The following is a 25,721-nucleotide window of genomic DNA, read 5'->3' as shown; positions in this document are numbered from 1 at the left end:
ACGAGAAGAGTCTAAGTCAATGCATGAATCATTTACTGTTCGGGAGATGACACGTAAAGAAGTGGATTTACTGGTTGACTGGGCTGCACTTGAAGGCTGGAATCCGGGGTTGCACGATGCAGAAATTTTCTGGAAAACAGATCCAGAAGCTTACATTGCGGCGGAAGTTCGGGGTGACTTGATCGGAGGAGGGGCAATTACTGCGTACGGTGATGATTTCGGTTTTATGGGATTCTTTATCGTTAGGCCTGAATTCAGAGGTCATGGGTTTGGTAATAGACTTTGGTATATCCGACGGGACCGCTTAAAAACCCGGTTGAGGCCTGATGCAAGCATTGGTATGGATGGGGTATTTGCGATGCAGGATTACTATGCCCGCGGCGGTTTTAACTTCTCCCATCGGAATCTCCGTTATCGAGTCGAGCTTTCTGCTTTTGAGGGTGTGAGTGCTCAATGCCCTGATGAAATTATCCCGCTTAGTGAAGTTTCTTTCGATCAAATAATTGCTTACGACAGGACCTGCTTTCCCGCAAGTAGACGGATATTTCTGAAAGCATGGCTTTCCCAGCCAGAGGCTCTGAGTTTGGGCTATGTCCAATTTGGGAGTCTTTGTGGCTATGGTGTAATCAGACGTTGCCGCAATGGATGTAAAGTAGGTCCTCTGTTTGCAAATAGCTATAAAGTGGCAGATATGTTGCTGAAGCGACTGGTCTCATTTGCAGATGATGGGCCTATCTTTCTGGATGTGCCGGAAAATAATCCTGCGGCTATGTCGCTGGCCAAGCACTATGGAATGGAGGAAGTTTTTGGGTGCGCAAGGATGTACCTGGGGCCAATGCCTGATATTGCGCGGGATCGAATTTTTGGTGTAACGACATTTGAGCTGGGTTGATGCACAAGAGAAATCTGGAGGGTTACGCTGGGCGTCCGCCTCATCCCCGCTGGCCTGATCAGGCCCGCATTGCAATTCAGTTTGTCTTGAATTTAGAGGAGGGGTCAGAATCTACCAAGCTAAACGGCGATACCCAATCTGAATCATACCTGCATGAACTTCCTGGCAGGCCCGCACGGGTTGGAGGGCGGGATTTCAGTGTAGAGAGTATGTATGAGTATGGTTCGCGCGCTGGTGTCTGGCGGCTTCTCGATATCTTTAATACTTGCAACGTACCTTTAACAGTTTTTGCTACCGGTCAGGCGTTAGAGCTTAATCCGATTTTAGCGCTGGCCCTGGTTGAAGCGGGACATGAGATTGCTGGCCATGGATACCGGTGGATTGATTATAAAGATACTCCTAAGGGTCGAGAAAAACACGATATTCAGCTCACTGTTAAGATAATCGAGCAGTTAACCGCTAGGCCTCCGTTTGGGTGGTATACAGGTCGGGTAAGCTCCCATACTAGATCATTGGTACGAGAAATTGATGGATTACTGTATACGTCAGATTCCTACAGTGATGATTTGCCATTCTGGGAACAGAAATCAGATTCATTGGTGGTGATTCCCTACACCTTGGTGAATAACGATATTCAGTACCTGCTGCCCAGTGGGTGCACGACTGCCGATGATTTCTTTTTATTGCTAAAAGGTGCTTTCGATCAGCTTTGGCGGGAAGGGAGCGTGAGTCCTAAGTTGATGAGTGTTGGACTACATGGGCGAGTCAGCGGCCACCCTGCCAGGGCTGCTGGAGTTTATCGTTTCTTGAAATATATCCAGGGATTCGAACCCATTTGGCTTTGTCGCCGCAACGAGGTAGCGCAACATTGGATCTCCAATTTCTCTACCGCTAGATAACTTGGGCGGTAGCTTTCCAGATTGCTTGTGTGCGGAAAATTTAGGCCTTCTGTATCCCCGTAAGTTTTCCTCTGTTATAGCAGCCGTTTCTGCTCTGAGGCTTTTGCAACTTCCCCCGGCCACCTGCGGAGTTAAGAAATATTAAAATAGCCCAGTGGCTCTCTAACAATAGCTAGAAAGCAGTTTTTAGTGTGATTGATAGTAATTGGAGGGCGGAGTGGAAAGGCAGGGTGTCGGGCCTCGGGGAAAGCCGAGGCCCGATTGGGCGGTTAGTCGCGAGTGGGAATTGCCTGGACCACTTTAATAAAGTAATCCCAGAAATTGGCGACACTCTGGATATGTACCTTCTCTTCAGGAGAGTGAGCGCGGCGAATGGTTGGGCCAAAGGAAACCATATCCCAATTGGGGTAGGGTTTGGCCAGCAATCCGCACTCCAGGCCGGCGTGAATGACTTTTACTTCAGCTTCCTCGCCAGTCATCTCTTTATAGACATCCTTCATCATCGCCAGCAGCGGTGATTCGGGATTTGGTGTCCAGCCAGGGTAGTCGTTGTCCAGTGTTGTTTCTGCACCTGCCAGCTGGAAGGTGGCGGCGACATTGAGGCCGTGTTGGTCGCGGGCGCTGTCAGAGAGGCTGCGCACAAGACATTGGATTTTTATTCGATGCTCACCGTTCGCCTCCATTGTTACAACACGGGCCAGGTTGTTGGAGGATTCAGCAATGCCTTCGAGCGCAGTGCTCATTCGCTCAACACCATTGGGGCAGCAGCGGATTGCACGAATAAGGGTCAACTGGCTATCTGCGTCCAGGGTGTTGGCTGGCGTTTCGGTCGCTTCCAGGGTGATGTCCAGTGCCGCTTCATTGTCCAGTTCACGGGCAATTTGAGCGCTTTCGCTTTTTACAATTTCCTGTACTTTATCGACCGCTACTGAAGGCACGACCAGAGTTGTGAAGGATTCGCGGGGAATCGCATTGCGCAGGCTACCGCCATCCAGGCTGGCAATACGCAGCTCGGGGACCTGGGTTAGAGCGGCGTGGATAATGCGGTTTGCGATCTTGTTGGCATTGCCTCGGCCTTTGTCGATATCCAGGCCAGAATGTCCGCCACGGAGGCCGCGAACAGAGAGTTTTACCGCTTCGGCACCGGGCAGGATCGCTTCTGGCGTATAGGGAAGGCTGACATTGACGTCGACACCACCGGCACAGCCGATATACAGCTCGCCTTCATCTTCAGTATCCAGATTGAGGAGCAGGTCAGCTTCAAAATAGCCAGGCTTAAGATTCTTGGCGCCGGTCATGCCCGCTTCTTCATCAATGGTCAGAAGGGCTTCCAAGGCGGGGTGGGGAATATCAGTAGATTCCATCAGGGCCAGGATTGCGGCCACACCAATACCATTATCTGCGCCGAGCGTGGTGCCTTCCGCAGTTACCCAGTCTCCATCCACGTAGGGTTTGATTGAGTCAGTGAGAAAGTCGTGCTCAGTGTCGGCATTCTTCTGCGGCACCATATCCACATGGCTCTGCAGGGCCAGTGTCTTGCGGTTTTCCATACCAGGAGTGGCCGGCTTCTTGATAACAATATTGCCGATTTCATCCAGCTGAACGCCTAGGCCGCGTGCTTTAGCGAAGTTAACGATATGCTCCACTACGCGGTCTTCATGCTTGGATGGGCGTGGAATTTCACAGAGCTTGGAAAAGTGTGCCCACAGTGGAGTTGGGTTCAATTCAGCAATATTGCTCATGAGTGGCCTCGATTTATTCTATTGGTGCCGGAGCTATAAGTTAGCTGGCCGATCAAAGGCGGTGGGCTTTGGCCCCCGGCAGGAAAGCCCGGCGAGCGCCGGGCTTGGGTAAATGTGCAGGAATTTATTTCTGGGCCGCGTCGGCAGCCTCAGTTTTTTCAGCGTTCAGTTCAAAGGCGATGCGTCGTTTGTCTACATCGACAGACGCTACTTTAACTGAAACTTCCTGTTCTAGGTGGAAGCGTTTTTCATTGTGCGTAAGAACCAGGTGCTTGCCATCGAAGGTGGGCAGATTCTTCTTATCGCCATTCATGCGCACAAAGCCGTCAATACCAAAGTCGTCGAGTCGCACGCCGATGCCTGCGCCGTTTACCAGGGTAATTTTCCCTGTAAATTCCTGGCCAACTTTCTTCTCGATAAATTGAGCGTAGAGCCATTGCTCCAGGGCTCGGTTGGCCTGACGACCGCGAATCAGGCTTTCCTGCAGGGATTCAATTTTATCATCGGCCAGGGGGGAGGCTTTCTCTCCCTGCGCAGCAGCGCGCAGAACACGGTGGTTGTGCAGGTCGTTGTACTTGCGTATTGGAGAGGTGACGGTGGCGTAGGCCTCGAGGCCCAGTCCCAGGTGAGCCCCTACCTTATTATCGAGCTGGCCCGGGCGCAGCATACGCTTGAGCACGGCGAGCAGGTTGTTCATCTGCGGCTCTTCATGGTTTTCCAGGTGCTTAACCAGTGCAAGGTAATGCTCCAGTTGCCCCAGATCGGCCTCTGCATGCTCAGGCAGCAGTTCTTTCAGCAGGCTGCGAACTTCTCCCATGCGCTCTTCGCGGAAGCCCAAGTGAACAGAGAAGCAGCCCTGCTCAATCTCGGCGAGTTTGCCACCCATGCTGATATTGGTAGCGAGCATGGCTTCCTCGATCATTCGCTGAGCGATATTGCGTTCCTGCTTTTCGATACGCTCGATCTTGCGCTGATCGTTCAAGCGGATTTCATAGTCCGGGCGATCTTCCATTGCCAGTGAGTGGCTGGCACGGTATGCGGCGCGCGCTTCGTAGATCGCCGCCAAATTACGCAGACTGTCCTGTTGCTCCTGGGGCACGGCGGAGTCGTCACCCTCAATAAAGCGGCTGACTTGTTCATAGCTCAGTTTGTGCTGGGAGCGAATAGCGGCAAATTCATAGCGGCTATTACCAATGGTGCCATCGCTATCGATGTCGATATGGATAACCAGGGCGGGGCGCAGCTCGCCGGGAACCAGGGAGAACAGGTTCTCACACAGGTTGCGGGGCAGCATGGGTAGGGTTTCGCCCGGTAAATACTGGCTGTGGGCCCGATTAAACGCCTCTTTATCCAGGGGGCTGTTCTCATCAATTAGCGACGATGGGTCTGCAATAGCAATGTGCAGAGTCCAGCCCCCGTCACGGCTGCTTACGGCCAGAGCGTCGTCCATATCGCGAGTGGTTTCTGCATCGATAGTTGCGAAGCCCAGCTCGGAAAGTTCGGTGCGCTCACCGGTAACTGTTGTCAGTTTCTCCGCAATTGTGTCCGCCTGCTTTTGTGCAGCGGCACCAAATTGCTCAGGCAGCTTGAATTGGGCGACAACATAGGCGTGTTCGATACCGGGCATATCGGGCTTGCCGATAACGGTTTCCACCTTGGCCTGGGCTCTGCCGTCTTTAAATGGATGGCGGTTTACTTTGCAGGCAATAAACTCTCCCGGCTGGGCCTTGCCGCGAGCCTTGGGAGGGAGAAAAATCCAGCGGGACAGGCCATTTTGCGTGGGCTGGATAAAGTGGCCCTGGCCGCGCTGTACATACTGGCCAACAAGGTAGTCGAGCTGGCTGTCGATCAATGCATCGAGCTCCGCCGCGAGTTTACCCTTGTTCTCCTCTGAGAGACTTACTCGAACCCGGTCACCGGGAAATACACGCTCCATTTCATTGGGAGGCAGGAAGGCTTCCCTCCCGTCATCCAACTCAACGAAGCCAAACTTGCCGTTACTGCCGCGAACCCGGCCTTCGGCAAACTCCTTACTGGAGCGAATATCTGTTTTCAGTTGCGAAAGTTGTTTTAGAGCGTCGGCATTCAGCATCGAGTTTATCTCTATGGGTCGATTTGGGCGCGGATTCTACCAGACCATACGCAGAGGATGTAACGCGCTTAGGCGGTGGAAATGATCTTAGTTGTCAGTGTTGTGAGGTTTTCAAAAATTTTTGAAAAAGTAGACATATTAAGGAAGGCTTCAAAAGGTGGTTCTTTGCCAGTAGATTTATACAGGAATCGTGTTCTCTTGAGGGGCAGTTATAGGAAATTTATAAGAGAGCCGCCAGCGGTAGGAGAGGGCCCGGTATTCAATGCCAATTGATGGAGAAATAAGAGCGTAGAGCTAGCCGCCTAGATTAATGACTGGGCGGCCCAAGTTATTCCGGGGCAAACGAATATCCTAAAAATGATATTTTGGTGTGATGCTTTAGCTATTCTAATGCTCATGTGTGCAAAATATGCAAACTTTGTCTGTGGGAGCTGGATATAATCTTATTCCAGATAAAAACAGATAAGGGCTGTGGTTGTTCCCCAGCTGTAGAACCGGCCTTCCGGAGAGGAACAGTTAATGAGTATTTTTTCCCATTCCGCCTACGATAAACACGAACAAGTGGCGTTTTACCAAGATGCAAAGAGTGGCTTGAAGGCCATTATCGCGGTACACAATACGAATTTGGGTCCCTCACTGGGTGGCTGCCGTATGTGGCCCTACGCCGACGATGGCGAGGCCCTGAATGATGTTCTCCGTCTTTCCCGGGGTATGACTTACAAGTCCGCAATGGCCGGCCTCAAGCTGGGTGGTGGCAAGTCCGTAATTATTGGTGACCCGCGCAAGGAAAAGACTCCTGAGTTACTGCGCGCTATGGGTGAATTTATTAATACCTTGGGCGGCCGTTATATCACTGCTGAAGATTCTGGCACGAGCGTGGCGGATATGAGTGTTATCGGTGAGACAACCGAGTTTGTCTCCGGCCTGTTCGCGGGCTCCGAGTATGGTGGTGATCCCTCCCCTTCGACTGCTTACGGTGTGTTTGTTGGCCTGAAAGCTGCGGTAGAACACCGCTGGGGCAAGACTGACCTGACCGGCTTAAAAGTCTCTATTCAAGGCGTGGGCAACGTCGGTTTCCGCCTGGGTAAACTATTGAAGGATGCCGGTGCGGAACTGTTTGTCACCGATATTTTCCAAGACAATATCGACCGTGCGGTTACAGAGCTTGGTGCCATAGCCGTAACTGCCGACGAAATCTTTGACCTGGACGTAGATCTGTTTGCTCCCTGTGCGATGGGTGCAATTCTCAACGATGACACCATCAGCCGTTTGAAGGTTCAGGCGATTGCTGGCGCGGCCAACAACCAGTTGGCGGAAGAGCGCCATGCTGAAGTGCTTCGCGAGAAAGGTATTTTGTACGCACCGGACTATGTCATTAATGCTGGCGGTATTATCGATGTTTACTACCAGCAGAAAGGCGATTACGACGCTGCAGAAGTGCGTGCTCATATCGAAGAGATTGGCAACACTATGAAAGAAGTGTTCGAGCGTGCCGATGAAACCGGCCAGACCACCGCTCACGTAGCGGACCGGGTTGCCGAGGAGCGCTTTGGTCACCATACGGTTGTAGGCGAGGCCGAAGACAAGTCTGGTACTGTGGCAGCGTAATGTTTTCAGCGCAGGAGTAGAGCTGGTGACCTGATTCCTTGGGCGATTGTCATCTCGCTTCTCTCTGTGATGTATTGATTTGGGCACTTCGGTGCCCATTTTTTTGCCTGGAATATTTGCTAAATTGCGGTTGGTAAAAGGTTTTGCTGACACTCTGGAGGAAAGCTGGCCTAAACTTGCCATCCTGAAATTGCGGTTTTTTAAAAGGGAGTGACAATATGGACTTGCGTCCGCTACTTATCAGCGTTGCCATCGCTATTACTGGCCTTACCGCTTGCGGAAAGTCTACCGATGATACGCCTCATGCGCTTTCGGTGGATAAGGAAGCAGCAGCCAGTAGTAAGGCTGCTGCATCCGATAAAGAGGCGTATGTCCCGCCACCCAAGTTGGAGATTCCTTTCCATAAGGAAGTATTGCCCAATGGCCTGACGGTGATTGTGCATGAAGACCACAAAGCCCCCGTTGTTTCTACCAATCTTTGGTACAAAGTAGGCTCTAAGGACGAGCCGCCAGGTAAAACCGGATTTGCTCATTTATTTGAGCACTTGATGTTTAACGGTAGCGAAAACTTCCCAGGGGAATATTTCGAACCCTTCCAGCGCTCTGGGGCCACCGATATGAATGGCACCACCAGCAATGACCGCACCAATTATTTTGTCACTGTGCCCAAAGGCGCCCTGGATATGGCGCTGTGGATGGAGTCCGACCGAATGGGGCATTTTAAAGGTGCAATTACCCAGGAGGTTTTGGATGAGCAGCGCGGTGTTGTAAAGAATGAAAAGCGCCAGGGGGAGAATGCACCTTATGGCAAAGCGTTCGATATTATTGCCAAGAGTACCTTCCCCAAAGGACACCCCTATTCGTGGACGCCGATTGGCTCGATGGAGGACCTGGACAACGCCAGTCTTGAAGATGTCAAAAAATGGTTTGAGGACCATTATCAGCCAGCTAATGCAGTTTTGGTAATTGCGGGTGATGTTACGGTCAAAGATGCGATGGCCAAGGTGCGCAAATATTTTGGTGATATCCCGAGCACAGGGGTGCAACCGCGCATTAAGAATTGGGAACTACCCACCCAAGTGAAAAAGAGGGAGGTGGTTTACGACCAGGTGCCTCAAACGCGAATTTACAAGGTTTGGAATGTGCCCGCAGTGGGTAGCGAAGTGGAAGACGCGCTGGAATTAATGACTTCCCTTCTCGCCAATAGAAAAAACTCTCTTCTTTACCGCCGTTTGGTTCGTGATGAGCAAGTGGCCACCAGTGTCAGCGCTTTTTATTACGGCCGTCAGCTTGCAGGTCAGTTGATGATTATCGTCGACGTGAAACCGGGGCAGTCTGTAGAAAAAGTTGAAGACTTACTGAATAAAGAATTAAAGCAATTCGCAAAAAATGGTGTGAACGCGGATGAGCTGCGCCGGGTTAAACAGAGTGAGTTTGCCGGGCTGGTAAAGGGGTTGGAAAAAACCGGTGGCTTTGGTGGTAAGAGTGACATCCTTGCCCAGTCGGAGTTTTATTTTGGCGATCCCGGAGCCTTGATAGAAGGCGTGGAGGATTATGCAAAAGTATCCGCTCTCGAAGTTCAGGAAGTGGCTGAGCAGTGGCTGAAAGAGGACTCCTACACCTTAATTATGGAGCCGAAGCAGAAGTATACGGCAGCGGCGGAGGGTGCTGACCGCAGCAAGCTCCCCGAGGTAGACAAAAATGTAGAGCTGGAACTGCCAAAACAAAAAGAATTTACTCTCAAAAATGGATTGAAGGTTGTTCTGGCCGAACGCCACGATACTCCCGTTGTACTGATGAATCTGCAATTTCGTAGTGGCGCCTCCGCAGATAAAAATAAGCCGGGTCTGGCTTCAGTTGCGGCGCAAATGCTGAATGAAGGTGCGGGTGATTTGGATAGCCTGGAATTTAGCTCTCGCTCAGAAGAGCTTGGTGTAAATATTGGTGGTGGTAGCGGCCTTGATTATAACAATATCAGCATGAGTGCCCTTAAGACGCAGCTGGAGCCATCGCTGGAGCTATTTGAGAAGGTGGTTACTGAACCTCGTTTCCCCGAGTCCGACCTGGAGCGGGTTAAGTCCAATCGCCTGGATGCAATAGCCCAGGAAAAAGCCCAGCCTCAGGGCTTGGCTATGCGTGAACTGCCGCCGCTGCTATTTGGAGAAAACCACCCTTATGGCTCTCCCTTGACGGGATCGGGTACTCCCGAGGGAATTAAGTCCATAACCCGTGAGGATCTGGTTAATTTCCAAAAGACCTGGGTGCGTCCGGATAATGCAACCCTGACGATCGTGGGGGATGTTACTGAAAAAGAAATTGAGCCTTTGCTAAATGAGACGCTCGGAAAGTGGACTGCTCCTAAATCAGAGCTTCCCAAAATTGAAGTTGCCAAGGTGCCCCGTCCGGAAAAGGCTCGAGTTTATTTGCTTGACCGCCCCGGCGCACAACAGAGTTATATCATGGCAGGTCTGTTGATGCCGCCTTGGCAGCCGCAGGGAGCTGAAGCTTTTGATGCGATGACAAATATTATTGCCGGAAAGTTTACGTCCAGGGTCAATATGAATCTTCGTGAGAACAAGCATTGGTCCTATGGTGCCCGCGCGGTTTCCCTCGATACAGAAGGGCAGCGTCCCTATATCCTCTTTGCTCCTGTGCAAACTGATAAAACAGCTCCAGCCATTAAGGAATTGGTAAAAGAGTATGAGGAATACTTAGGAGAGCGTCCTATTACTGCAAAAGAGCTTGAGGACTACCAGAATGATGAAGTCCTAAAACAAAGTGCTCGATTCCAGACCAAAGGGCAATTGCTTTCCAGTATTAATTGGCAGGTGGAGAAGGGGCTTCCAGAGGAATATATTGCCGAATATCCACAGCGGGTTTCAGCACTGAATAAGGAAAAAGTGGAGGCCTCCGCGAAGGAGTATCTTGCACCAGACCAATTCACCTGGGTGATTGTTGGGGATCTGAGTAAGATTAAAGGCGAGGTTGAAGCCTTGGATATTGGCCCCGTTGAGGTGCTTCCTGCAAAGGACTGATTGGAATTATTTCCCCGCCCTGTTTGGGCGGGGAAATAGGGTTTAAGCTTTAAAACTGGGGCGCTCTTTAAGTTGTTCACGCCACCTGATTAGGTGAGAGTGCTTGGACGGATCGGGTCGAAGGTTTTGCACTTTGCCAAAATCCAGTCCGCAAACCATGCTGATATCGGCCACTGAAAAATAGTCACCAACCAGGTATTCATGGTCTGAAAAGTGGTTGTCGAGGGTATCCATAAACTTCAGGGCCCGCTTGCCTGAATCCTCACCAAAATCGGGGTAAACATTCATCCGGTCCTTAAAGAAACCGGAAACGTGCTGGAAACACATCCCGACAGGAAACATAAGGTTAAAGTCGGCACGGCGATTCCACATATCCACCAGTGCTTTTTCCTTGGGGGTGCGGCCGAAGAGTGGTGGCTCTGGGTGTAGCTCCTCAAAATAACGCTGAATGGCCACTGATTCCGCAATGTAAGTGCCGTCATCCAGCTCCATTACGGGTACTTTTTTATTGATATCTTTGCTTCGAAACTCTGAGCTAAGATTTTCCCCTTTTGTAATATCTATTCCGACATATTCTGCATCTAACCCCTTTTCTGCCATAAACATGCGAACACGTCGACAGTTTGGTGCTGCTGCGAACTCATAGATTTTCATAGAGGCTTCCTCTCGCCTGGGTAATTGCGTAGATTGTGCGATCTTGGTAAAGGACGTTGAGAATCTAAAAGAGATCTACTGGGGACGACAATGACAACAAAGACCAACCGAAGCTACTTTGTCAACCGCGCAGCCGCCGTGGCTTTGTCGGTATTTGCCGGGCTTTTTAGTTTACAGGCTGGGGCGGAGAGCATCGCAATTTACGCTGGCAAATTATTTGATAGCAGTAATGGAAAATTATTGGAAGACCGCACCATTCATATTGTCGATGGACGGGTTGAGTCCGTGCAGAAAGGGTTTGCCAAGCGCGATCGAGAGCGCTTGGTCGACTTGAGAGAATATACGGTATTGCCAGGTTTGATGGATATGCACAGCCATCTCACTTACGAGTTTGGGCCGCGTGCTTATATGGAGTCATTCAGTTGGAATACTGCCGATTTTACCTTGCGCGGCGTGGATGCTGCTCATCGCACTCTGCAGGCTGGATTTACCACGATTCGAAATCTTGGTGATCACGACAATGTGACTGTGAGTTTACGTAATGCAATCAACAAAGGCCTGGTGGAAGGTCCGCGTATTTATACGGCGGCAAAGACAATCGCAACTACCGGTGGGCACGCTGACCCCACTAATGGGCTCAGGCAGGACTTGATGGGGAACCCTGGCCCGGTGGATGGTGTTATTGATGGGCCTATCAGCGCGCGCAAAGCGATTCGTCAGCGCTATAAGGACGGCGCTGATCTGATCAAGATCACCGCGACTGGTGGGGTCTTGAGTGTGGCAAAGAGCGGCCAGAACCCTCAATTTATGCAGGATGAGCTGGAGGCAATTGTTGAGGCTGCTAAGGACTATGGTTTCACAGTTGCAGTACATGCCCACGGTAAGGAGGGAATGATTCGCGCAATTCGCGCTGGAGTGGACTCCATTGAACACGGCACCTATATGGATAATGAAGTGATGGACCTGATGCGCCGTAACAACACCTGGTTTGTGCCGACTCTAATGGCTGGCGAGTGGGTGACAGAAAAATCGGCGATCGAAGGCTTCCTGCCGGACCTGGTGCGCCCGAAAGCTGCGACAATGGGGCCTTTAATGCAGGACACTTTTAGTCGCGCTCATAAGCGCGGAGTAAAAATTGCATTTGGAACCGATACCGGTGTTACCCGTCATGGCGATAATGCCCGTGAATTCTTATTGATGGTGCAGGGTGGAATGAGCCCGGCCGATGCACTGCGTTCAGCGACTTGGAACGCGGCCCAACTACTGCAAGTACAGGATGAGCTGGGTAGCATTAGCGAGGGCAAGATAGCTGATATTATTGCTGTGGCTGGAAATCCCCTGGAAGATATTTCGGAAATGCAACGGGTTCTGTTTGTAATGAAAGAAGGCGTTATTTACAAAGAATCCAGCGAGCTGCCAAACGATGTGTTTCTTGAGCAAGATATTAGCGGTTAGCCGGTAGGGAAGAACGGCAGTGAAACAGCAAGGCTGTTGGTGCTGTTTCACTGCTGACAAGACATTAGCTATTACGGGGCAGCAGGGAAGAATCGAAATGCAATATGAATATATTCAAGTTCCGAATGGCCCCAAGCGCCGTGTATCCTTCCTGCCTTCGTATGTGAGTAGCTATTGCTCCGTATTAGTCCTCGAGTTCGTATACCAGATCCAGATTGACGGTAAGTGTGGTTTCTCCCGGTGAAATGGGGGTGGAAGCACTGTCTGCCATCCTGGCCTTTTCAGCGAACATCATGGGGCGTGGCATACCGCCGTTGCCATTTTCTGAAATACTGACAATGCGACGCACTTTTGTACCCAGCGCTTTGGCGTACATTTCTGCACGTTCCTGGGCGTCTTCAAGGGCTTTTTCCCGAGCTTTGGCTTGAACTGGAGCAGGTTCACCAATTTCGAAGCTCGGTCCGTAGATTTGGTTGGCTCCAGCGGCAGTGAGATTGTCCAAAAGCTTACCAAGCTCTTCCAGCTTGCGAACCTTTACACTTACAGTATTACGCGCGGAGTACCCAGTAATATGTGGCCGTTTGGTTTGCCCGCTTTGGTCTGGGAGGGAAGTCCTAATGCTATACCGGGGTGAAAGGTTAACGCCGCTGGTTTGGATATCTTTCTTGTTAATACCCGATTTTTTGATGGCGGCCATTAAAGACTCCATCTGATTGGCGTTATCGCGCATTGCCTGTTTGCTGTCCTCTGACTCGGTTACCACTCCGACAGAAATTTTTGCGATATCAGGAACCTGACTTGCCTCCCCCCGTGCAGCGATGGATACCATAGTCCCCCGGTCTTCTGGAGCCCGCTCGTTACCACAGGCGGTGGCGAGCAGGGCGAGAAGGGAAATTACTGAAATTTTTACTGCTTTCATAACGCTTCCTTATCCATTGAGTGCTAATTGTTGCGACGAAAATGGCGCCATTATTTTATAAATTGAATCCTGAACCGCAGCTGAGCCGGTGTGCCTTTTAGGTGTGAAATATGCTCTAGCGGCGGTGGTAAAAATCACTCTGTCCTCTTAGCTCTGAAGCTTTAAGAGTTAAAAACCTGCTGGTAAGTTTCATCCTTATCGTGATAGATGGCGAATCCTAGCCTGAGAAACTGTTGTCGGCGATCACACAGAACTGCTCGAGCCTTGAGTTCTTCCTGAACCCTCTGTGAGATTTCTGGTTGTGAGCAGTTAAATGTGAAAAAGTGGCCGTGACCTTCTTCCAGATCATGACAAATCAAGTTGTTGCGATTCAAGATGGGATGGTCTGAGTTATCCATGCTATTCAGGAATCGGGTTTGCGCATTGAGAACATAGCTGTGTATTTTCTCGATGGTAATGCCTTCGCGATGGAATAAATCGAAAATAGCCAGGGCTTTGTAGAGTGTTGAATAGTCCATGGTCGCCCCGGCAAAGCGCAGCCAATTGTCGCTATATCCGACTTCTCCCGAGCGATTCTCCAGCTCAGCCATTTCTGCGAACCAGCCGGTATTTACAGGGCGCAGTGTACAGTTCGCAGGAATTGTCATAAAACACAGGCCTTCACCGGCGCCTAGGTACTTATATGATCCTGCCGTAAAGAAAACCTTGTCTACAACGGTTGAAAGATCGATTGGGCGAGCAAAAAAACCGTGATATCCGTCGATAACGAATTGTGTGTCGTGCGGTTTCTGTGCTGCAACCTCCAGCAGCCGGGGAAATACCACACCGGAGTCAAAAAATACCAGGCTGGCATAGGCCAGATGGTATTCATTTTTATGTAGTTCGGTTTCAAATCTTTCTGCCAGGGTGGCGTAGGGTTCTTTGGCAACTCTCGTTACCTCTACTTGGGGAAGCTCTTCCAGACGTTGTAATTGGCGAGTAAAACTGTAGAACTCTCCGTCTGTAGTGAGAATGCGCAATGGTTTACTGGGGTCGAATGAACTCAGTAGCCGATACACTAGTTCATGGGTATTTGGGGCTATAGCGATCAAGTCTGATCTGGGTAGGTTGAGGGATTTTGCGATCGCCGCTTGCCATGAGGGTATCTTCTCCTCAAAAATTGGCCCCCATTTTTCATCGGCCAGAAGTGCTGAATCGCGCCAGTACTGCTGCACTGCATCAAGGGTAACATCGGGCCAGTAGTGGTGGGAGTGGCAAGCCATGTGCAGCATGGAAGAGGGACTGCCACTGGGCGCCTGAAGGAACTCGCGATAGAATTTTTTATACATATGCGTTTAGCTTTAAAAAGCCGATTTATTTGTTATGGGCTGATTGTAGAGCTTGGCAACAAGAAGGAGTAGAGGGTGAAGTACTTACATACCATGGTTCGCGTAACCAATCTGGATGAATCTCTGGCGTTTTACTGTGAAAAGCTGGGCCTGCAGGTCGTTAATCGAAATGATTATGATAAAGGGCGTTTCACCCTAGTGTATCTCGCAGCCCCCGAGGATCTTGAAGCGGCCAGGGAGAATAAGGCCCCGACATTGGAACTCACTTACAATTGGGACCCGGAAAGCTACACTGGCGGGCGGAATTTTGGACACCTGGCATATCGGGTAAATGATATTTACGGGGTGTGCCAGCGTATGATGGATCAGGGAGTGGTTATCAATAGACCCCCGAGAGACGGCCATATGGCATTTCTTCGCTCCCCAGATGGGATTTCCATTGAGTTGCTGCAAAGTGGAGAGCCTCTCCCACCACAGGAGCCCTGGATGTCTATGGAAAATCAGGGTGAGTGGTAGTCCGGGATAGTTGAAACCTGAGATAAATTCTGACGGCCAAGAAAAAGAGAAAGTGAGTGAAAAATACCAGTTGTATTCTACTGGCCGGAGAGACGGCTGCGCGGCGCATACGTGAAGAGGGATTGTCCCAGAGGCAATTTTCGACGCTGGTCGGCGCTTCCGGCGGTCCCAAGTGGCTGGTGATTAGCCAGTTGGATCGGGTATTGATGGGGGAGTTCTTCAACGGGCGGAGCGAACCAATTGTCACCTTGGGATCATCTATCGGTAGTTTTCGCAACATGTGTTACGCAATGGCAGAGCCGCTGTCAGCACTTGAGCGATTAGAGCATCACTACATTTACCAAACCTATTCAGACAAACCTTCCCCTGAGGAGATTACTGCCGGCGGTCGCAAGATGCTACAGGCAGTGTTGGGTGCTGAAGGTGCTCGCGAGGTAGTGGAAAATCCCATTTGGCACAGCCACTTTGTGGCGGTCAGGGGCAGGGGGCCACTGGCCAGTGAAAACAAGGCACTGTTGGCGCCGGCATTACTCGCCTCGGCACTGGCAAATGCTGTATCCCGCAACAGCCTGAGCGCTTTTTGGGAGCGGGTGGTTTTTCATTCGCAAGAGTCGGCAGGCATTCACTTCCAGAACCTGAGCACCGAAAATATTCCGCTGACTGAGCAGAATACCTGTGCTGCTGTACTGGCCAGTGGCTGTATCCCTTTGGTAATGACAGGGGTGAAGACACCGGAGGGAGCTCCACAGGGTAATTATCGCGATGGCGGTATCACCGATTACCACTTTGATCTGCGCTTCCGCCACCCCCAGGGCCTAGTGCTCTACCCGCACTTTTTCCCCTATATGGTGCCCGGCTGGTTTGATAAAGGGCTCTCTTGGCGACGGGTTCGCGGAGATGCCATGCAATCCACTCTGGTTGTGGCTCCTTCGCCCAAATTCGTTGCCTCCTTGCCCTATGGCAAAATTCCAGACCGCAATGATTTCTACAAGCTCGACCGTGAAGACCGTTTGAAGTACTGGGGGCGGGTGGTTGATCTCAGTCGCCGGGTGGCAGATGATTTTTATGAAATTTGGCAAAGTGGCCGGGCAGCTGAACATTTAATTGAGGTGGGTGCGGAGGATGTCCCTCATATGTTGGAGCAGGTCAGGGCAGCATAGGTATGGTGCAGGAATTTAACAGTCCCCAAGAAGAGTACCGCACAACTCAGGAGAGGGTTTATTTTCAGGTGCGGGATGCCATTCTGCGGGGAAAGTTTTTGCCAGGTAGGGCGATTACTATTCGGGGTTTGGCCTCGGAGCTTAATTGCAGTCCAATGCCGGTTCGCGAAGCGTTGCGTCGCCTGACCTCGGAGCGGGCCCTGGAGCTGTCAGATACCCGCCGGGTCAGGGTGCCGACAATGACCCCGGAAAAACTGGCAGAGATTTGTGCCGCTCGTGTGGCCCTGGAGTGTCAGGCCGCTGAACAGGCCCTGCCATTGGTAGGGGATGCTGAATTGGCGCAACTTCGGGAGCTGGATGCACGTGTAACAGAAGCTCTCGCTCAGAAAGACATCGAGCGCTATGTAACCACTAATCTGGAATTTCACTTTACCCTTTATCGCCTGGGGCAGCCCCATATCATCCTGTCCCTGATCGAGAGCCTGTGGCTACAGACAGCTCCCCTCCAGCACTTGGTTTTCCAGCGCTTTGGCGTGCAAGAGTTGCCAGACCGGCATCAAGATCTGCTCGAAGCTATTGCCAGTAAAGATGAGTTGAAGGTGCGCAAAGCCATTCAGCAGGATATTGAAGAGGGGCTCGGCTCTATCTCTGCAGAGGAGCTGCTGTAGCGGCTCCTTCCTCCCCAGTTGACTATTTAGTTCCCTTTTTTTCTCCTTGCACTGGCGCGATTCGACCTTATGTTTTCGGTAAGGGCAGATAGACCTTGCGCTTCTGTCGATGGCCCCACTAGAATGTGATCACAAATTAGTGGTAACGATTTGGCCTTTTGAGCCCGATTGGTGGGCGCTGAGCAAGGCCTGTGAAAGCCAGGAGAGAAATATGAACAAGACTGAGCTGCAGCAACACGACCGTGAGCACCTGCTACACCCATTTACTGACTTCCATGATTTGGGTCAGCAGGGGACCCGTGTGATTACCAGCGCCGAGGGCGCTTACATCACCGATATTGATGGCAACAAAATGCTTGATGGCATGTCAGGCCTCTGGTGTTGCAACCTCGGCTACAGCCGCAAAGAAATCAGCAATGCGATCTACGAGCAGCTGAATACCCTGCCTTTCTATAACAGCTTCTTCCAGTGCACTACGGTGCCCTCGATTGAACTCGCCGACGCCCTGGCTGAAGTGACCCCGGCGCATATGAACAATGTGTTCTTCACGGGTTCCGGTTCCGAGGCAAATGATACTAACCTGCGCCTCATCCGCCGTTTCTGGGATATCCAGGAAAAGCCGGAGAAGCGCATCGTTATTTCCCGTAAGAATGGCTATCACGGCTCTACCATTGCCGGTGCCAGCCTGGGTGGTATGAGCGGTATGCACAAGCAATTCCAGCCGCTCGACTACATTGAGTACGTACAGCAGCCCTACTGGTTTGGTGAGGGCGGCGATATGTCTCCGGAGGAGTTTGGTATCCAAGCGGCTCGCAGCCTGGATGAGAAAATCCAGGAGCTGGGCCCGGATAATGTTGCGGCGTTTATCGCTGAGCCAATTCAGGGTGCTGGCGGCGTAATTATCCCGCCGGAAACCTACTGGCCGGAAGTCAAGAAGGTGCTGGACCAGTACGACATCCTGCTGGTGATGGATGAAGTGATTTTTGGTTTCGGTCGTACCGGTGAGTGGTTCGGTGCCGACTATTACGGCATGAAGCCCGACCTGATGACTTTCGCCAAAGCAGTAACCAATGGCTACTTCCCCCTGGGCGGTACCATGGTGAGTGATCGTGTCGCTGAAGTGATCAAAACCAAAGGTGGCGAGTTTACCCACGGTTACACCTACTCCGCGCATCCGGCTGCCTGTATGGCCGGTCTGGCAACTATCAATATTCTGCGCAACGAGAAGATTATCGAGAATGTCCGCGATGTAACCGGCCCCTACCTGTCCAAGCGCTGGGCTGAACTGGCGGAGCATCCGATCGTTGGCGAAACCCGCAGTTTGGGTATGGTCGGCGCCTTGGAGCTGGTAAAAGATAAGGCCAGCCGCGCTCGTTTTGATGATGACTGCACCGCTGGTGCGGTATGTCGTGACCTGAGTATCAAGCACGGTTTGGTGATGCGCGCCGTTGGCGATGCCATGGTTATCGCACCACCGCTGATTATGACCACTGAACAGGTCGATGAGCTGGTAGAAAAAGCGCACCGCGCCCTGGACGACACTGCTAAAGCACTGGCGTAACATAGCGGCAAGATACTCTGTTGCAGAGGCGATCAGGTACTCCGTTTTCCATGATTTGAATGGAAAAGGGATGGCGGGTCGTCTCTGCGTTTAGATTGGATCACCCCAGGCACCTTATGTCTCAAGAAAAAGAATTCACTGCCCAGCCCGATCTGCTGGAGCAGTCGCAAAAATTCCTGGCAGAGCACTCGGACCTAAAGTGGATCGAAGGCTTTATGTTCGATATCAATGGCGTGCCGCGAGGGAAGTGGTTGCCGGCAGAAGCTGCGGAGAAATTGCTCAAGGGCAGTCTGCAAATGCCGCGTAGCGCGGTCAGTCTCGATATTTGGGGGCGGGATATCGAAGACAGCCCGCTGGTATTTGCCAGTGGAGACAGCGACGGCGTTTGTCTGCCGGTTTCGCCTATTAGCCTGGCGCCCTGGCATCGCGAGTCCACTGCCCAGCTGCATATGCAGTTGCATGAGGCAGATGGCTCCTCTCTCTATGCCGATCCCCGCAGCCAGTTGCAACGCGTGGTAGAGCGTCTCGGCAAACTGGGTTATACCGCCGTGTGTGCGACCGAGCTGGAATTCTATCTGCTCCGCGATGAGGTGGATCATCTGGCGCGTCCGCGCCCGGTTAGCGATAACGACGCCGAGCTGGTGCCTTCCACCGACGTTTACGATCTGTCCGAGCTCAATGCACAGCGACACTTCTTTGCCGATGTGCGAGCTGCTTGCGAGGCCCAGGGTATTCCCGCAGATTCAGTATTGTCGGAGTGTGCGCCGGGACAGTTTGAAATCAACCTGTTGCACAGTGCCGATCCCGTTAAAGTAGCAGACCAAACATTACTGTTTAAGCGCTTGTTAAAAGGGGTGGCGCGCAGTCACGGCTTCCGCGTGAGTACCATGGCCAAGCCTTTCGGGGATCAGGCGGGTAACGGAATGCACGTGCATATGAGTTTGATCGACGCCAATGGAAAGAACGTTTTTGATGACGGTTCTGACACTGGCTCCGATTTACTGCGTTATGCCGCAGCAGGAATGCTGGCGACTGCCAACGATGCGATGGCGTTTTTCGCACCTCACAGCAATTCCTATCGCCGCTTCCAGGAGAGCTCTCACGCACCGCTGAATCTCTGCTGGGGCTACGATAATCGCACTACAACTTTGCGTGTGCCCGCCAGTGATCCTGTGGCACGGCGTATCGAGCACCGCATTGCCGGGGCGGATGTAAACCCCTATCTGGTGTTAGCTGCGATTCTCACTGGTGTGTGTCATGGCATTGAGAACCAGATGGAAGCGCCTGCACCTGTGGAAGGCGATGCTTATCAGGTGGAGAGTGAGAAGCTGATCAATACCTGGAGTGGTGCACTGGAGCGCTTTGAGCAGAGCCCTTTGTGGCGCGAGTATCTTGATCCGCGCTTTGTGGAATTGTTCTCTCTGTTGAAAAGACAGGAGCAAGCAGAGATAGCTGCCCGCGTTACCGATGTTGAATACCAGAGTTATCTGCATCGGGTATAAAGATTGGCGGTGTGCTTTAGCGCCGATTGCCGTTTTAGTGAACGGCTTTCACGACAGGAGAGTCAGTGGGGGTATTTCCTCTGCTATACCTAAATTTAAGTGCGTAATGTGCTTGAAACTCTCCTCCTGAAAGTGTGTTCGAGAAATCTGGCCCGCCTTTTGGCGGGCATTTTTTTATTTTCGATTGACTTATTTCCACTTCCTGTTCGTATTAATCCCTTCTTTTAAAGTCGCCATGGCTTGAGTGTATCGAATGACACGGTGTGCGGTTGCTGGGCTTTTGTTGCTATTTTGGCTTGCGAGCACACATCCTTGGGCCAGGATACCAAGAGGGTGGACCGCTTCCGCCTAGCAGTCATTTCTCCGCCAGTGTATTCTTCCGCTTTACCAGCGAGACACCCCAGACGGTCGGCTCTTAGACGTTGGCATTCGCAGAATGTCTGTGCGAGAGCGGATAATGTTATGGGGTATAAGAATATTGCAGATGGGGAAACTATGACCGCCTTGGGAAATTGTGCAGACGGTCCAACGGCTGGCGAGACGCAGCCACTAAAAATATGCCTTTTGGGGTATCGCAGCAATCCACACAGTGGTGGTCAGGGCATCTACCTGCGCTACCTGAGTAAAGCACTGGTTGATGCTGGTCACTCCGTGGATGTTATTTCTGGCCAGCCCTACCCAGAACTCGATGAGCGCGTAAAACTCATCAAAATGCCAGGGTTGAACCTCTATGAAGTTGAGCGTCCAGCGCGGGCCTTGAAACCTCGCCACCTGCTCTCGTGGGCGGATTTTTTTGAATGGTGGAGTAAGCTTACCGGCGGTTTTGCTGAGCCTTATACCTTTGGCCGTCGGGTAAATAAATACCTGCGCAAGCACGGCAAACAATACGACATTGTTCACGATAACCAATCACTGTGTTACGGCTTGCTGGATATCGAGAAAAATGGATTGCCTGTTGTCGCGACAATTCATCACCCCATTACCCGGGATCGTCAACTGGCATTAGATGCCGCCCCCGATTGGCGTTTTCGTTTGCTGGTACGTCGCTGGCATAATTTTTTGAATATGCAGATTAAGGTATCGCGGAAGCTTCGCCATATCGTGACAGTTTCCAAGCAATCTGAGCGGGATATTATCGAGCAGTTTGGCGTAGCTCCCGAGCAGATTCACCTGATTTACAACGGTATTGATACCGAATTATTTAACCCAGGGGCAGAAAATAAGCGCTTGTCTCTGCGAATTATGACCACCGCATCGGCAGATCAGCCCCTCAAAGGTCTGCGCTTTTTATTACAGGCGTTGGCGGAACTGCGCCAGGAATATGAAAACATAGAGTTGTTGGTGGTTGGCAAATTACGCGAAGGTGGCGCTACGGAACGCTTGCTTCACGATCTGGATCTTCAGGATAGGGTTCAGTTTGTCTCCGGTATTTCTAACGAAGAACTGGTCGATAATTACCGCAAGGCTACAGCGGTAGTTTGCCCATCGCTCTATGAGGGGTTTGGTTTACCTGCCGGGGAGGCAATGGCATGTGGTGCTCCGGTAGTATCCAGTGACGGGGGTGCCTTGCCTGAGGTGGTTGGGGATGCCGGAATCGTGGTCCCTGCAGGAAATCACGAAGCTTTGGCCAATGCCCTGCGCCAGGTTTTATCCAGCGAAGCGCTGCGAAAAGAACTCAGTGAGAAAGGTCGCCAGCGCATTGAAAATAAATTTTCCTGGAAAATCGCTGCAGAGAGTTTGGTGAAATATTACCGGGAAATTCTCGGACATACATTGGCGGAACAACCCAGTAGTCATGAAATAGAAACTCCGAATATGCGCAGTGCGGAGGCGGCTTAATGATTACTGTAGATCCCCAGCACTTAAATCTTCGCCCTGGCCAAAAAGTCCTCGACTTGGGGTGCGGTGAAGGGCGCCATTCCATCCACTTGATGATCACCGATGATGTCGATGTTTACGGCATTGACCTGTGTTTTGATGATGTGCGCACTGCCAGTGAGCGAGCGGAACCTTTCCGCTCTCCCGAGCACTCAAAAGGTCGCTTGCAGTTCGGAGTTGCCAATGGCTTGCAACTACCATTTGCCGATGGGAGTTTTGATGTGGTTATCTGCTCAGAGGTACTTGAGCATATCCCCGATTACAAGTCTGTCCTGGCTGAGATTAACCGGGTATTAAAACCCTCCGGTATTTTTGCCGCGACAGTACCGGCATTTTTTCCCGAGTGGGTGTGCTGGAAACTCAGCGATGAATACCATCAGGTTGAGGGTGGTCATATCCGAATATTCCGCGAGCGCGAGCTGCGAGAGGATATTGAAAGGCTGGGACACCACTATTTTGCCCGGCATAAGGCCCATGCGTTACATGCACCTTACTGGTGGTTAAAGTGTTTGTTTTGGGACAAGCCCGATTCCCGTTTGGTCTCTGCCTATCACCGCCTGTTGGTGTGGGATCTGATGAAGAAACCAGCCTTTACCCGGGTTCTCGAAAAACTATTGAACCCGCTGTTGGGAAAAAGTATCGCTCTCTATTTTGTGAAACCTGCCGGGTCGACACAACGAGTGGATGCGGCCCTCTCCCTGCCTGAGGGAGTTGAAGCATGAGTAAAATTTCTGTGCCGGCAACAGCTTCTGGTCTTTTCCCTGAAGGATTTATCCAGGATAGCGCCGCCTATATTCTCTCCCAGCAGCTCCCCGATGGTTCAATTCCCTGGTTTAAAGGGGGCTATGCCGACCCCTGGGATCATGTTGAGGCCGCTATGGGGCTCGCCATTGCCGGAGAGTTCAGTGCTGCTGAAAACGCTTATTGCTGGTTGGCTGAGATTCAGCTGGAAGACGGCAGCTGGTGGGCCGCTTATAAAGATGGCGATATAGACAACCGGGAGCGCCGTGAAACCAATTTTGTTGCCTATGTGGCAACAGGAATTTGGCAGTACTTTCTGGTTAGTAGAGACACACTGTTTTTACAGCGCTATTGGCCGATGGTGGAGCGTGCAATCGAGTTTGTATTGCGCTTGCAAACGGAATTTGGCGAAATTCATTGGGCGGTAGATTCAGAGGGCGCCCCTATGAAAGATGCCCTGATCACCGGTTGTTCTTCCATTTATAAAAGTCTGGAATGCGCAATTAATATTGCCCACCAGCTAGGGGTTGCTCGCCCTCAATGGATACTTGCCCGGGAAGCTTTGGGCGATGCGCTGCGCAATAAACCGGAGCGCTTTGATCGCACCTGGGAAAGCAAGGCGCGCTTTTCAATGGATTGGTTTTATCCCGTATTAACCGGTGCCTTTTCTGGTGAGGCAGCGCAGTTGCGTCTTCAGCAGCGCTGGGATGAGTTTGTCGTGGCTGGTTTGGGATGTCGTTGCGTCAGTGATGAGCCCTGGGTGACGGTGGCTGAATCCTGCGAACTCACTATGTCCCTAATCGCTGCTGGCCAGCGTTCGCGGGCGGAAATTTTGTATCGCGGCTTGCACCGCTGGCAGGATAAAGATGGGGGCTACTGGACCGGTTATGTCTACCGGGATGAGGCCATCTGGCCGGAGGAAAAAACCACCTGGACTGTAGGGGCCATGCTTCTGGCTGCCGATGCGCTCGCCGGATTAACGCCAGCGAGCGAGCTGTTTACATCGGTGCGCCTGCCCCTAAATGCGGCGCAGGATTCCCAGGGTGTCGACAGTTTCGACGAGCTCGAATTGAGCGGAAGCCAGGGCTAGTTTGTAAATATCGTAGGGCGCCTGGCCGCCATCGGCGGGGTCCGGGAAAATGTCGTGGATCGCCAGGTAGCCACCGGGCACGATATGGCGGGACCAGCTGCGATAATCGGTCATGGCCGCTTCCAGGGAGTGGCCGCCGTCAATAAATACGAGACCCAAAGGGGTATTCCAGCAGCGTGCAGCTGTTGCGGAGGGGGCGACGACGGGAACAACCCAGTCATCCAATTCAGCCGCGCGAATATTCGCGCGGAAAGTGCGAAAACTGTCCATTAAATTGGCCTGGCCATCAAACAGTTCGGGATCGTGATACTCCTCTCCGGGCTGGTGCTCTTCAGAACCTCGATGGTGGTCCACGGCGAACAGGACGTTATCGGTCAGCTTACAGGCACTGGCCAGGTAAATTGATGATTTGCCGCAGTAGCTGCCCACTTCAAGACAGGGACCCAGTGAGCTGGCTTCAGCTGCCAGGTGGTAGAGAGCTTCCCCTTCATGGGCGGCGAGGAAACCTTTAATTGCTCGAATATCAATAGGTAGATTTAGGGACATGGGTAAACGCTTGCTATTTTTCGTGGCCGAAACACTAAACTGCCACTAATACAAAAGCAATTGGGTTTTTACTCAGGGCTCCGTAAATCCCATAAAATATAAGTAGAAATTAAAATATGCGTAAGGATCACAGGCCCTATTGGCTCAAGCGACTGCAGCTGCGTTGGCGAAAATGGCGAACAGAGTATTTCCTTCTGCCACAATTCGATGCGGTTGGGGTTGAGCCGGAAGTAATGGACCCGGGTTCTGTCCATGTTTTTGGCGGAAATGTTCGGCTCGGAAATTATCCTCACTTAATCTCCAACAACGAGAAGTGTATTCGCTTTACCACTTTTGGGCACAAGGGGGGAGAGGCATTTATTACTATTGGGGATTTCGTATTGATCTCTCCAGGGGTACGTATTTCTGCGGCTCAATCTATTGAGATTGGCGACGCCTGTATGATCGCAGCCAATGTGTATATTTCCGATTCTGATTGGCATGGGCTCTACAATCGCACGCGGCCCTTCCGTTGTACCTCCCCGGTGCGCCTGGGTAACAATGTTTGGATTGGAGATAGTGCAACCATCTGCAAAGGTGTCACTATCGGTGATAATTCTGTAGTGGGAGCCGGCAGTATCGTCACCAAGGATGTCCCCGCAAATACGGTTGTCGCCGGTAATCCGGCAAAACCCATTAAATCAATTAATCCCAAGCGGCGAATGATTACCCGGGAGGCATTATTTGCCGATGCCTTTCGCCAAGCGCATAATCTGGATGAATTGGATAAGATGATGTTGGGTGGGAACACCTTATTGGGTTGGTTGCGCTCGGTATTCTTTCCCCGCCGTAGCGATTGAATGTGTAAGTATTAATAAAATGAAAAAAAGAAAAAGTATTGTCCTGATTGGAATGCCCGGCGCCGGTAAAAGTACGCTGGGGGTGTTGTTGGCAAAGGAGCTGGCACTGGGGTTTACAGATACTGATGTTCTGATCCAGTCCAGAGAGGGCAAGACTTTGCAGCAAATTATGGCTGAAAGTGACTATCTTAATCTCCGCGCCATTGAAGGGGAGGTATTAGCTGAGGCCACCCTCCCCAGTGATGTTATTGCCACTGGAGGAAGCGCAGTCTATAGCGAAGAGGGCATGGCGAATCTACGCAGTCAGGGTGTGGTAGTGTTTCTTCAGTGTTCAGCGGAGGAATTGCGTCGGCGTATCCATAATTATGAAAGCCGTGGCATTGCGAAGGCGCCCGGGCAGTCTTTTGCGGACTTATTTGAAGAGCGACAGGCCCTTTACCGGCAATATGCAGAAATAACGGTGGATTGTGACAGTAAATCACTGCAGGAAACGCTTGATCATTTACTTAATGCGCTGCGGGAGCTTGCAGAGTAACCGAAATTCTCTCAGTAAGCCCCATGCGTTAAAGCAAGGGGCTTTACTTTTCACACTTTTG

21 protein-coding genes are annotated in these 25,721 nt (G+C 51.5%); 15 read left to right on the top strand and 6 right to left on the bottom strand.

The genetic code is table 11. The features are described 5' to 3' along the window. The first annotated feature begins 19 nt into the window (after positions 1-19). Both ACG1BZ_RS16085 and ACG1BZ_RS16080 read left to right on the top strand, forming a co-directional pair. Positions 20-892, top strand: a complete 873-nt coding sequence (locus ACG1BZ_RS16085) for a GNAT family N-acetyltransferase (protein ID WP_413662703.1) — start codon at positions 20-22, stop codon at positions 890-892. After that, positions 892-1,791, top strand: coding sequence for a polysaccharide deacetylase family protein (locus tag ACG1BZ_RS16080; protein ID WP_413662702.1), 900 nt, complete (start codon positions 892-894; stop codon positions 1,789-1,791). Before ACG1BZ_RS16085 ends, ACG1BZ_RS16080 begins: the two co-directional genes overlap by 1 nt. 269 nt (positions 1,792-2,060) lie before the next feature. Here ACG1BZ_RS16080 and ACG1BZ_RS16075 read toward each other — a convergent pair whose 3' ends face one another. Then, a complete protein-coding gene (locus ACG1BZ_RS16075) occupies positions 2,061-3,533 on the bottom strand; it encodes an aminoacyl-histidine dipeptidase (protein WP_413662701.1) in 1,473 nt (490 codons plus the stop codon). A gap of 124 nt (positions 3,534-3,657) precedes the next feature. Continuing rightward, positions 3,658-5,625: a VacB/RNase II family 3'-5' exoribonuclease gene (locus ACG1BZ_RS16070; protein WP_413662700.1), complete on the bottom strand. Its 1,968-nt coding sequence runs from the start codon at positions 5,623-5,625 to the stop codon at positions 3,658-3,660. Between the two features lie 519 nt (positions 5,626-6,144). Here ACG1BZ_RS16070 and ACG1BZ_RS16065 point away from each other — a divergent pair. Together ACG1BZ_RS16065 and ACG1BZ_RS16060 are read left to right on the top strand one after the other, a co-directional pair. Then, positions 6,145-7,233, top strand: a complete 1,089-nt coding sequence (locus ACG1BZ_RS16065; protein ID WP_413662699.1) for a Glu/Leu/Phe/Val dehydrogenase dimerization domain-containing protein — start codon at positions 6,145-6,147, stop codon at positions 7,231-7,233. 218 nt (positions 7,234-7,451) lie between these two features. Then, the gene (locus ACG1BZ_RS16060) at positions 7,452-10,268 is read left to right on the top strand and encodes a M16 family metallopeptidase (protein ID WP_413662698.1); all 2,817 of its coding nucleotides are present in this window, start codon (positions 7,452-7,454) and stop codon (positions 10,266-10,268) included. Positions 10,269-10,310: 42 nt separating this feature from the next. On the opposite strand, the gene ACG1BZ_RS16055 is transcribed toward ACG1BZ_RS16060, so the two are convergent. Next, on the bottom strand, positions 10,311-10,922 hold the full coding sequence (locus tag ACG1BZ_RS16055; RefSeq protein WP_413662697.1) for a glutathione S-transferase family protein: 612 nt from the start codon (positions 10,920-10,922) through the stop codon (positions 10,311-10,313). Between the two features lie 90 nt (positions 10,923-11,012). On the opposite strand from ACG1BZ_RS16055, the gene ACG1BZ_RS16050 reads away from it, so the two are divergent. Further along, positions 11,013-12,377, top strand: a complete 1,365-nt coding sequence (locus ACG1BZ_RS16050) for an amidohydrolase family protein (protein WP_413662696.1) — start codon at positions 11,013-11,015, stop codon at positions 12,375-12,377. A gap of 184 nt (positions 12,378-12,561) precedes the next feature. Here the strand turns inward: ACG1BZ_RS16050 and ACG1BZ_RS16045 are convergent, their stop codons facing one another. Together ACG1BZ_RS16045 and ACG1BZ_RS16040 are read right to left on the bottom strand one after the other, a co-directional pair. Next, complete coding sequence (locus ACG1BZ_RS16045) at positions 12,562-13,296, bottom strand: SIMPL domain-containing protein (protein ID WP_413662695.1); 735 nt, start codon at positions 13,294-13,296, stop codon at positions 12,562-12,564. A 161-nt stretch (positions 13,297-13,457) separates the two neighbouring features. After that, on the bottom strand, positions 13,458-14,624 hold the full coding sequence (locus ACG1BZ_RS16040) for an aminotransferase class V-fold PLP-dependent enzyme (protein ID WP_413662694.1): 1,167 nt from the start codon (positions 14,622-14,624) through the stop codon (positions 13,458-13,460). A 75-nt stretch (positions 14,625-14,699) separates the two neighbouring features. Between ACG1BZ_RS16040 and ACG1BZ_RS16035 the strand changes: the two genes are divergently transcribed. The 8 genes from ACG1BZ_RS16035 (at position 14,700) to ACG1BZ_RS16000 (ending at position 23,740) form a co-directional block, all read left to right on the top strand. Then, positions 14,700-15,140, top strand: a complete 441-nt coding sequence (locus ACG1BZ_RS16035) for a VOC family protein (protein ID WP_413662693.1) — start codon at positions 14,700-14,702, stop codon at positions 15,138-15,140. Between the two features lie 56 nt (positions 15,141-15,196). Next, entirely contained in the window at positions 15,197-16,300 is a 1,104-nt protein-coding gene (locus tag ACG1BZ_RS16030) for a hypothetical protein (protein ID WP_413662692.1), read from the top strand. A 2-nt stretch (positions 16,301-16,302) separates the two neighbouring features. Then, on the top strand, positions 16,303-16,968 hold the full coding sequence (locus ACG1BZ_RS16025; RefSeq protein ID WP_413662691.1) for a GntR family transcriptional regulator: 666 nt from the start codon (positions 16,303-16,305) through the stop codon (positions 16,966-16,968). 211 nt (positions 16,969-17,179) lie between these two features. After that, the gene (locus tag ACG1BZ_RS16020; RefSeq protein ID WP_282932024.1) at positions 17,180-18,529 is read left to right on the top strand and encodes an aspartate aminotransferase family protein; all 1,350 of its coding nucleotides are present in this window, start codon (positions 17,180-17,182) and stop codon (positions 18,527-18,529) included. A 116-nt stretch (positions 18,530-18,645) separates the two neighbouring features. Then, complete coding sequence (locus ACG1BZ_RS16015) at positions 18,646-20,031, top strand: glutamine synthetase family protein (RefSeq protein WP_413662690.1); 1,386 nt, start codon at positions 18,646-18,648, stop codon at positions 20,029-20,031. A gap of 462 nt (positions 20,032-20,493) precedes the next feature. Then, positions 20,494-21,870 (top strand): glycosyltransferase family 4 protein, encoded by a 1,377-nt coding sequence (locus tag ACG1BZ_RS16010; protein WP_413662689.1) that lies wholly within the window; start codon positions 20,494-20,496, stop codon positions 21,868-21,870. Continuing rightward, the gene (locus tag ACG1BZ_RS16005) at positions 21,870-22,631 is read left to right on the top strand and encodes a methyltransferase domain-containing protein (RefSeq protein WP_413662688.1); all 762 of its coding nucleotides are present in this window, start codon (positions 21,870-21,872) and stop codon (positions 22,629-22,631) included. Before ACG1BZ_RS16010 ends, ACG1BZ_RS16005 begins: the two co-directional genes overlap by 1 nt. Continuing rightward, positions 22,628-23,740: a prenyltransferase/squalene oxidase repeat-containing protein gene (locus tag ACG1BZ_RS16000; RefSeq protein WP_413662687.1), complete on the top strand. Its 1,113-nt coding sequence runs from the start codon at positions 22,628-22,630 to the stop codon at positions 23,738-23,740. The genes ACG1BZ_RS16005 and ACG1BZ_RS16000 overlap by 4 nt, the downstream gene beginning before the upstream one ends. On the opposite strand, the gene ACG1BZ_RS15995 is transcribed toward ACG1BZ_RS16000, so the two are convergent. Further along, positions 23,669-24,286, bottom strand: a complete 618-nt coding sequence (locus ACG1BZ_RS15995; protein ID WP_282932028.1) for a class I SAM-dependent methyltransferase — start codon at positions 24,284-24,286, stop codon at positions 23,669-23,671. The two genes, ACG1BZ_RS16000 and ACG1BZ_RS15995, sit on opposite strands and share 72 nt — an antisense overlap. 116 nt (positions 24,287-24,402) lie before the next feature. Between ACG1BZ_RS15995 and ACG1BZ_RS15990 the strand changes: the two genes are divergently transcribed. Continuing rightward, entirely contained in the window at positions 24,403-25,125 is a 723-nt protein-coding gene (locus tag ACG1BZ_RS15990; protein ID WP_413662686.1) for an acyltransferase, read from the top strand. Between the two features lie 19 nt (positions 25,126-25,144). Continuing rightward, entirely contained in the window at positions 25,145-25,660 is a 516-nt protein-coding gene (locus ACG1BZ_RS15985) for a shikimate kinase (protein ID WP_413662685.1), read from the top strand. The last annotated feature ends 61 nt before the right edge of the window (positions 25,661-25,721 follow it).

Source organism: Microbulbifer sp. CNSA002 (genome assembly GCF_047324085.1).
Lineage (GTDB): Bacteria > Pseudomonadota > Gammaproteobacteria > Pseudomonadales > Cellvibrionaceae > Microbulbifer.
The sequence above is the reverse complement of the archived record's forward strand: the minus strand, read 5'-3'. Positions and strand labels throughout refer to the sequence as shown.

Excerpts from the sequence above, each read along its gene's own strand:
- ACG1BZ_RS16085 (WP_413662703.1), top strand. The coding sequence starts at position 20 with ATGCATGAATCATTTACTGTTCGGGAGATGACACGTAAAGAAGTGGAT.
- ACG1BZ_RS16080 (WP_413662702.1), top strand. The coding sequence starts at position 892 with ATGCACAAGAGAAATCTGGAGGGTTACGCTGGGCGTCCGCCTCATCCC.
- ACG1BZ_RS16075 (WP_413662701.1), bottom strand. The coding sequence starts at position 3,533 with ATGAGCAATATTGCTGAATTGAACCCAACTCCACTGTGGGCACACTTT.
- ACG1BZ_RS16070 (WP_413662700.1), bottom strand. The coding sequence starts at position 5,625 with ATGCTGAATGCCGACGCTCTAAAACAACTTTCGCAACTGAAAACAGAT.
- ACG1BZ_RS16065 (WP_413662699.1), top strand. The coding sequence starts at position 6,145 with ATGAGTATTTTTTCCCATTCCGCCTACGATAAACACGAACAAGTGGCG.
- ACG1BZ_RS16060 (WP_413662698.1), top strand. The coding sequence starts at position 7,452 with ATGGACTTGCGTCCGCTACTTATCAGCGTTGCCATCGCTATTACTGGC.
- ACG1BZ_RS16055 (WP_413662697.1), bottom strand. The coding sequence starts at position 10,922 with ATGAAAATCTATGAGTTCGCAGCAGCACCAAACTGTCGACGTGTTCGC.
- ACG1BZ_RS16050 (WP_413662696.1), top strand. The coding sequence starts at position 11,013 with ATGACAACAAAGACCAACCGAAGCTACTTTGTCAACCGCGCAGCCGCC.
- ACG1BZ_RS16045 (WP_413662695.1), bottom strand. The coding sequence starts at position 13,296 with ATGAAAGCAGTAAAAATTTCAGTAATTTCCCTTCTCGCCCTGCTCGCC.
- ACG1BZ_RS16040 (WP_413662694.1), bottom strand. The coding sequence starts at position 14,624 with ATGTATAAAAAATTCTATCGCGAGTTCCTTCAGGCGCCCAGTGGCAGT.
- ACG1BZ_RS16025 (WP_413662691.1), top strand. The coding sequence starts at position 16,303 with ATGGTGCAGGAATTTAACAGTCCCCAAGAAGAGTACCGCACAACTCAG.
- ACG1BZ_RS16020 (WP_282932024.1), top strand. The coding sequence starts at position 17,180 with ATGAACAAGACTGAGCTGCAGCAACACGACCGTGAGCACCTGCTACAC.
- ACG1BZ_RS16015 (WP_413662690.1), top strand. The coding sequence starts at position 18,646 with ATGTCTCAAGAAAAAGAATTCACTGCCCAGCCCGATCTGCTGGAGCAG.
- ACG1BZ_RS16010 (WP_413662689.1), top strand. The coding sequence starts at position 20,494 with ATGGGGTATAAGAATATTGCAGATGGGGAAACTATGACCGCCTTGGGA.
- ACG1BZ_RS16005 (WP_413662688.1), top strand. The coding sequence starts at position 21,870 with ATGATTACTGTAGATCCCCAGCACTTAAATCTTCGCCCTGGCCAAAAA.
- ACG1BZ_RS16000 (WP_413662687.1), top strand. The coding sequence starts at position 22,628 with ATGAGTAAAATTTCTGTGCCGGCAACAGCTTCTGGTCTTTTCCCTGAA.
- ACG1BZ_RS15995 (WP_282932028.1), bottom strand. The coding sequence starts at position 24,286 with ATGTCCCTAAATCTACCTATTGATATTCGAGCAATTAAAGGTTTCCTC.
- ACG1BZ_RS15990 (WP_413662686.1), top strand. The coding sequence starts at position 24,403 with ATGCGTAAGGATCACAGGCCCTATTGGCTCAAGCGACTGCAGCTGCGT.
- ACG1BZ_RS15985 (WP_413662685.1), top strand. The coding sequence starts at position 25,145 with ATGAAAAAAAGAAAAAGTATTGTCCTGATTGGAATGCCCGGCGCCGGT.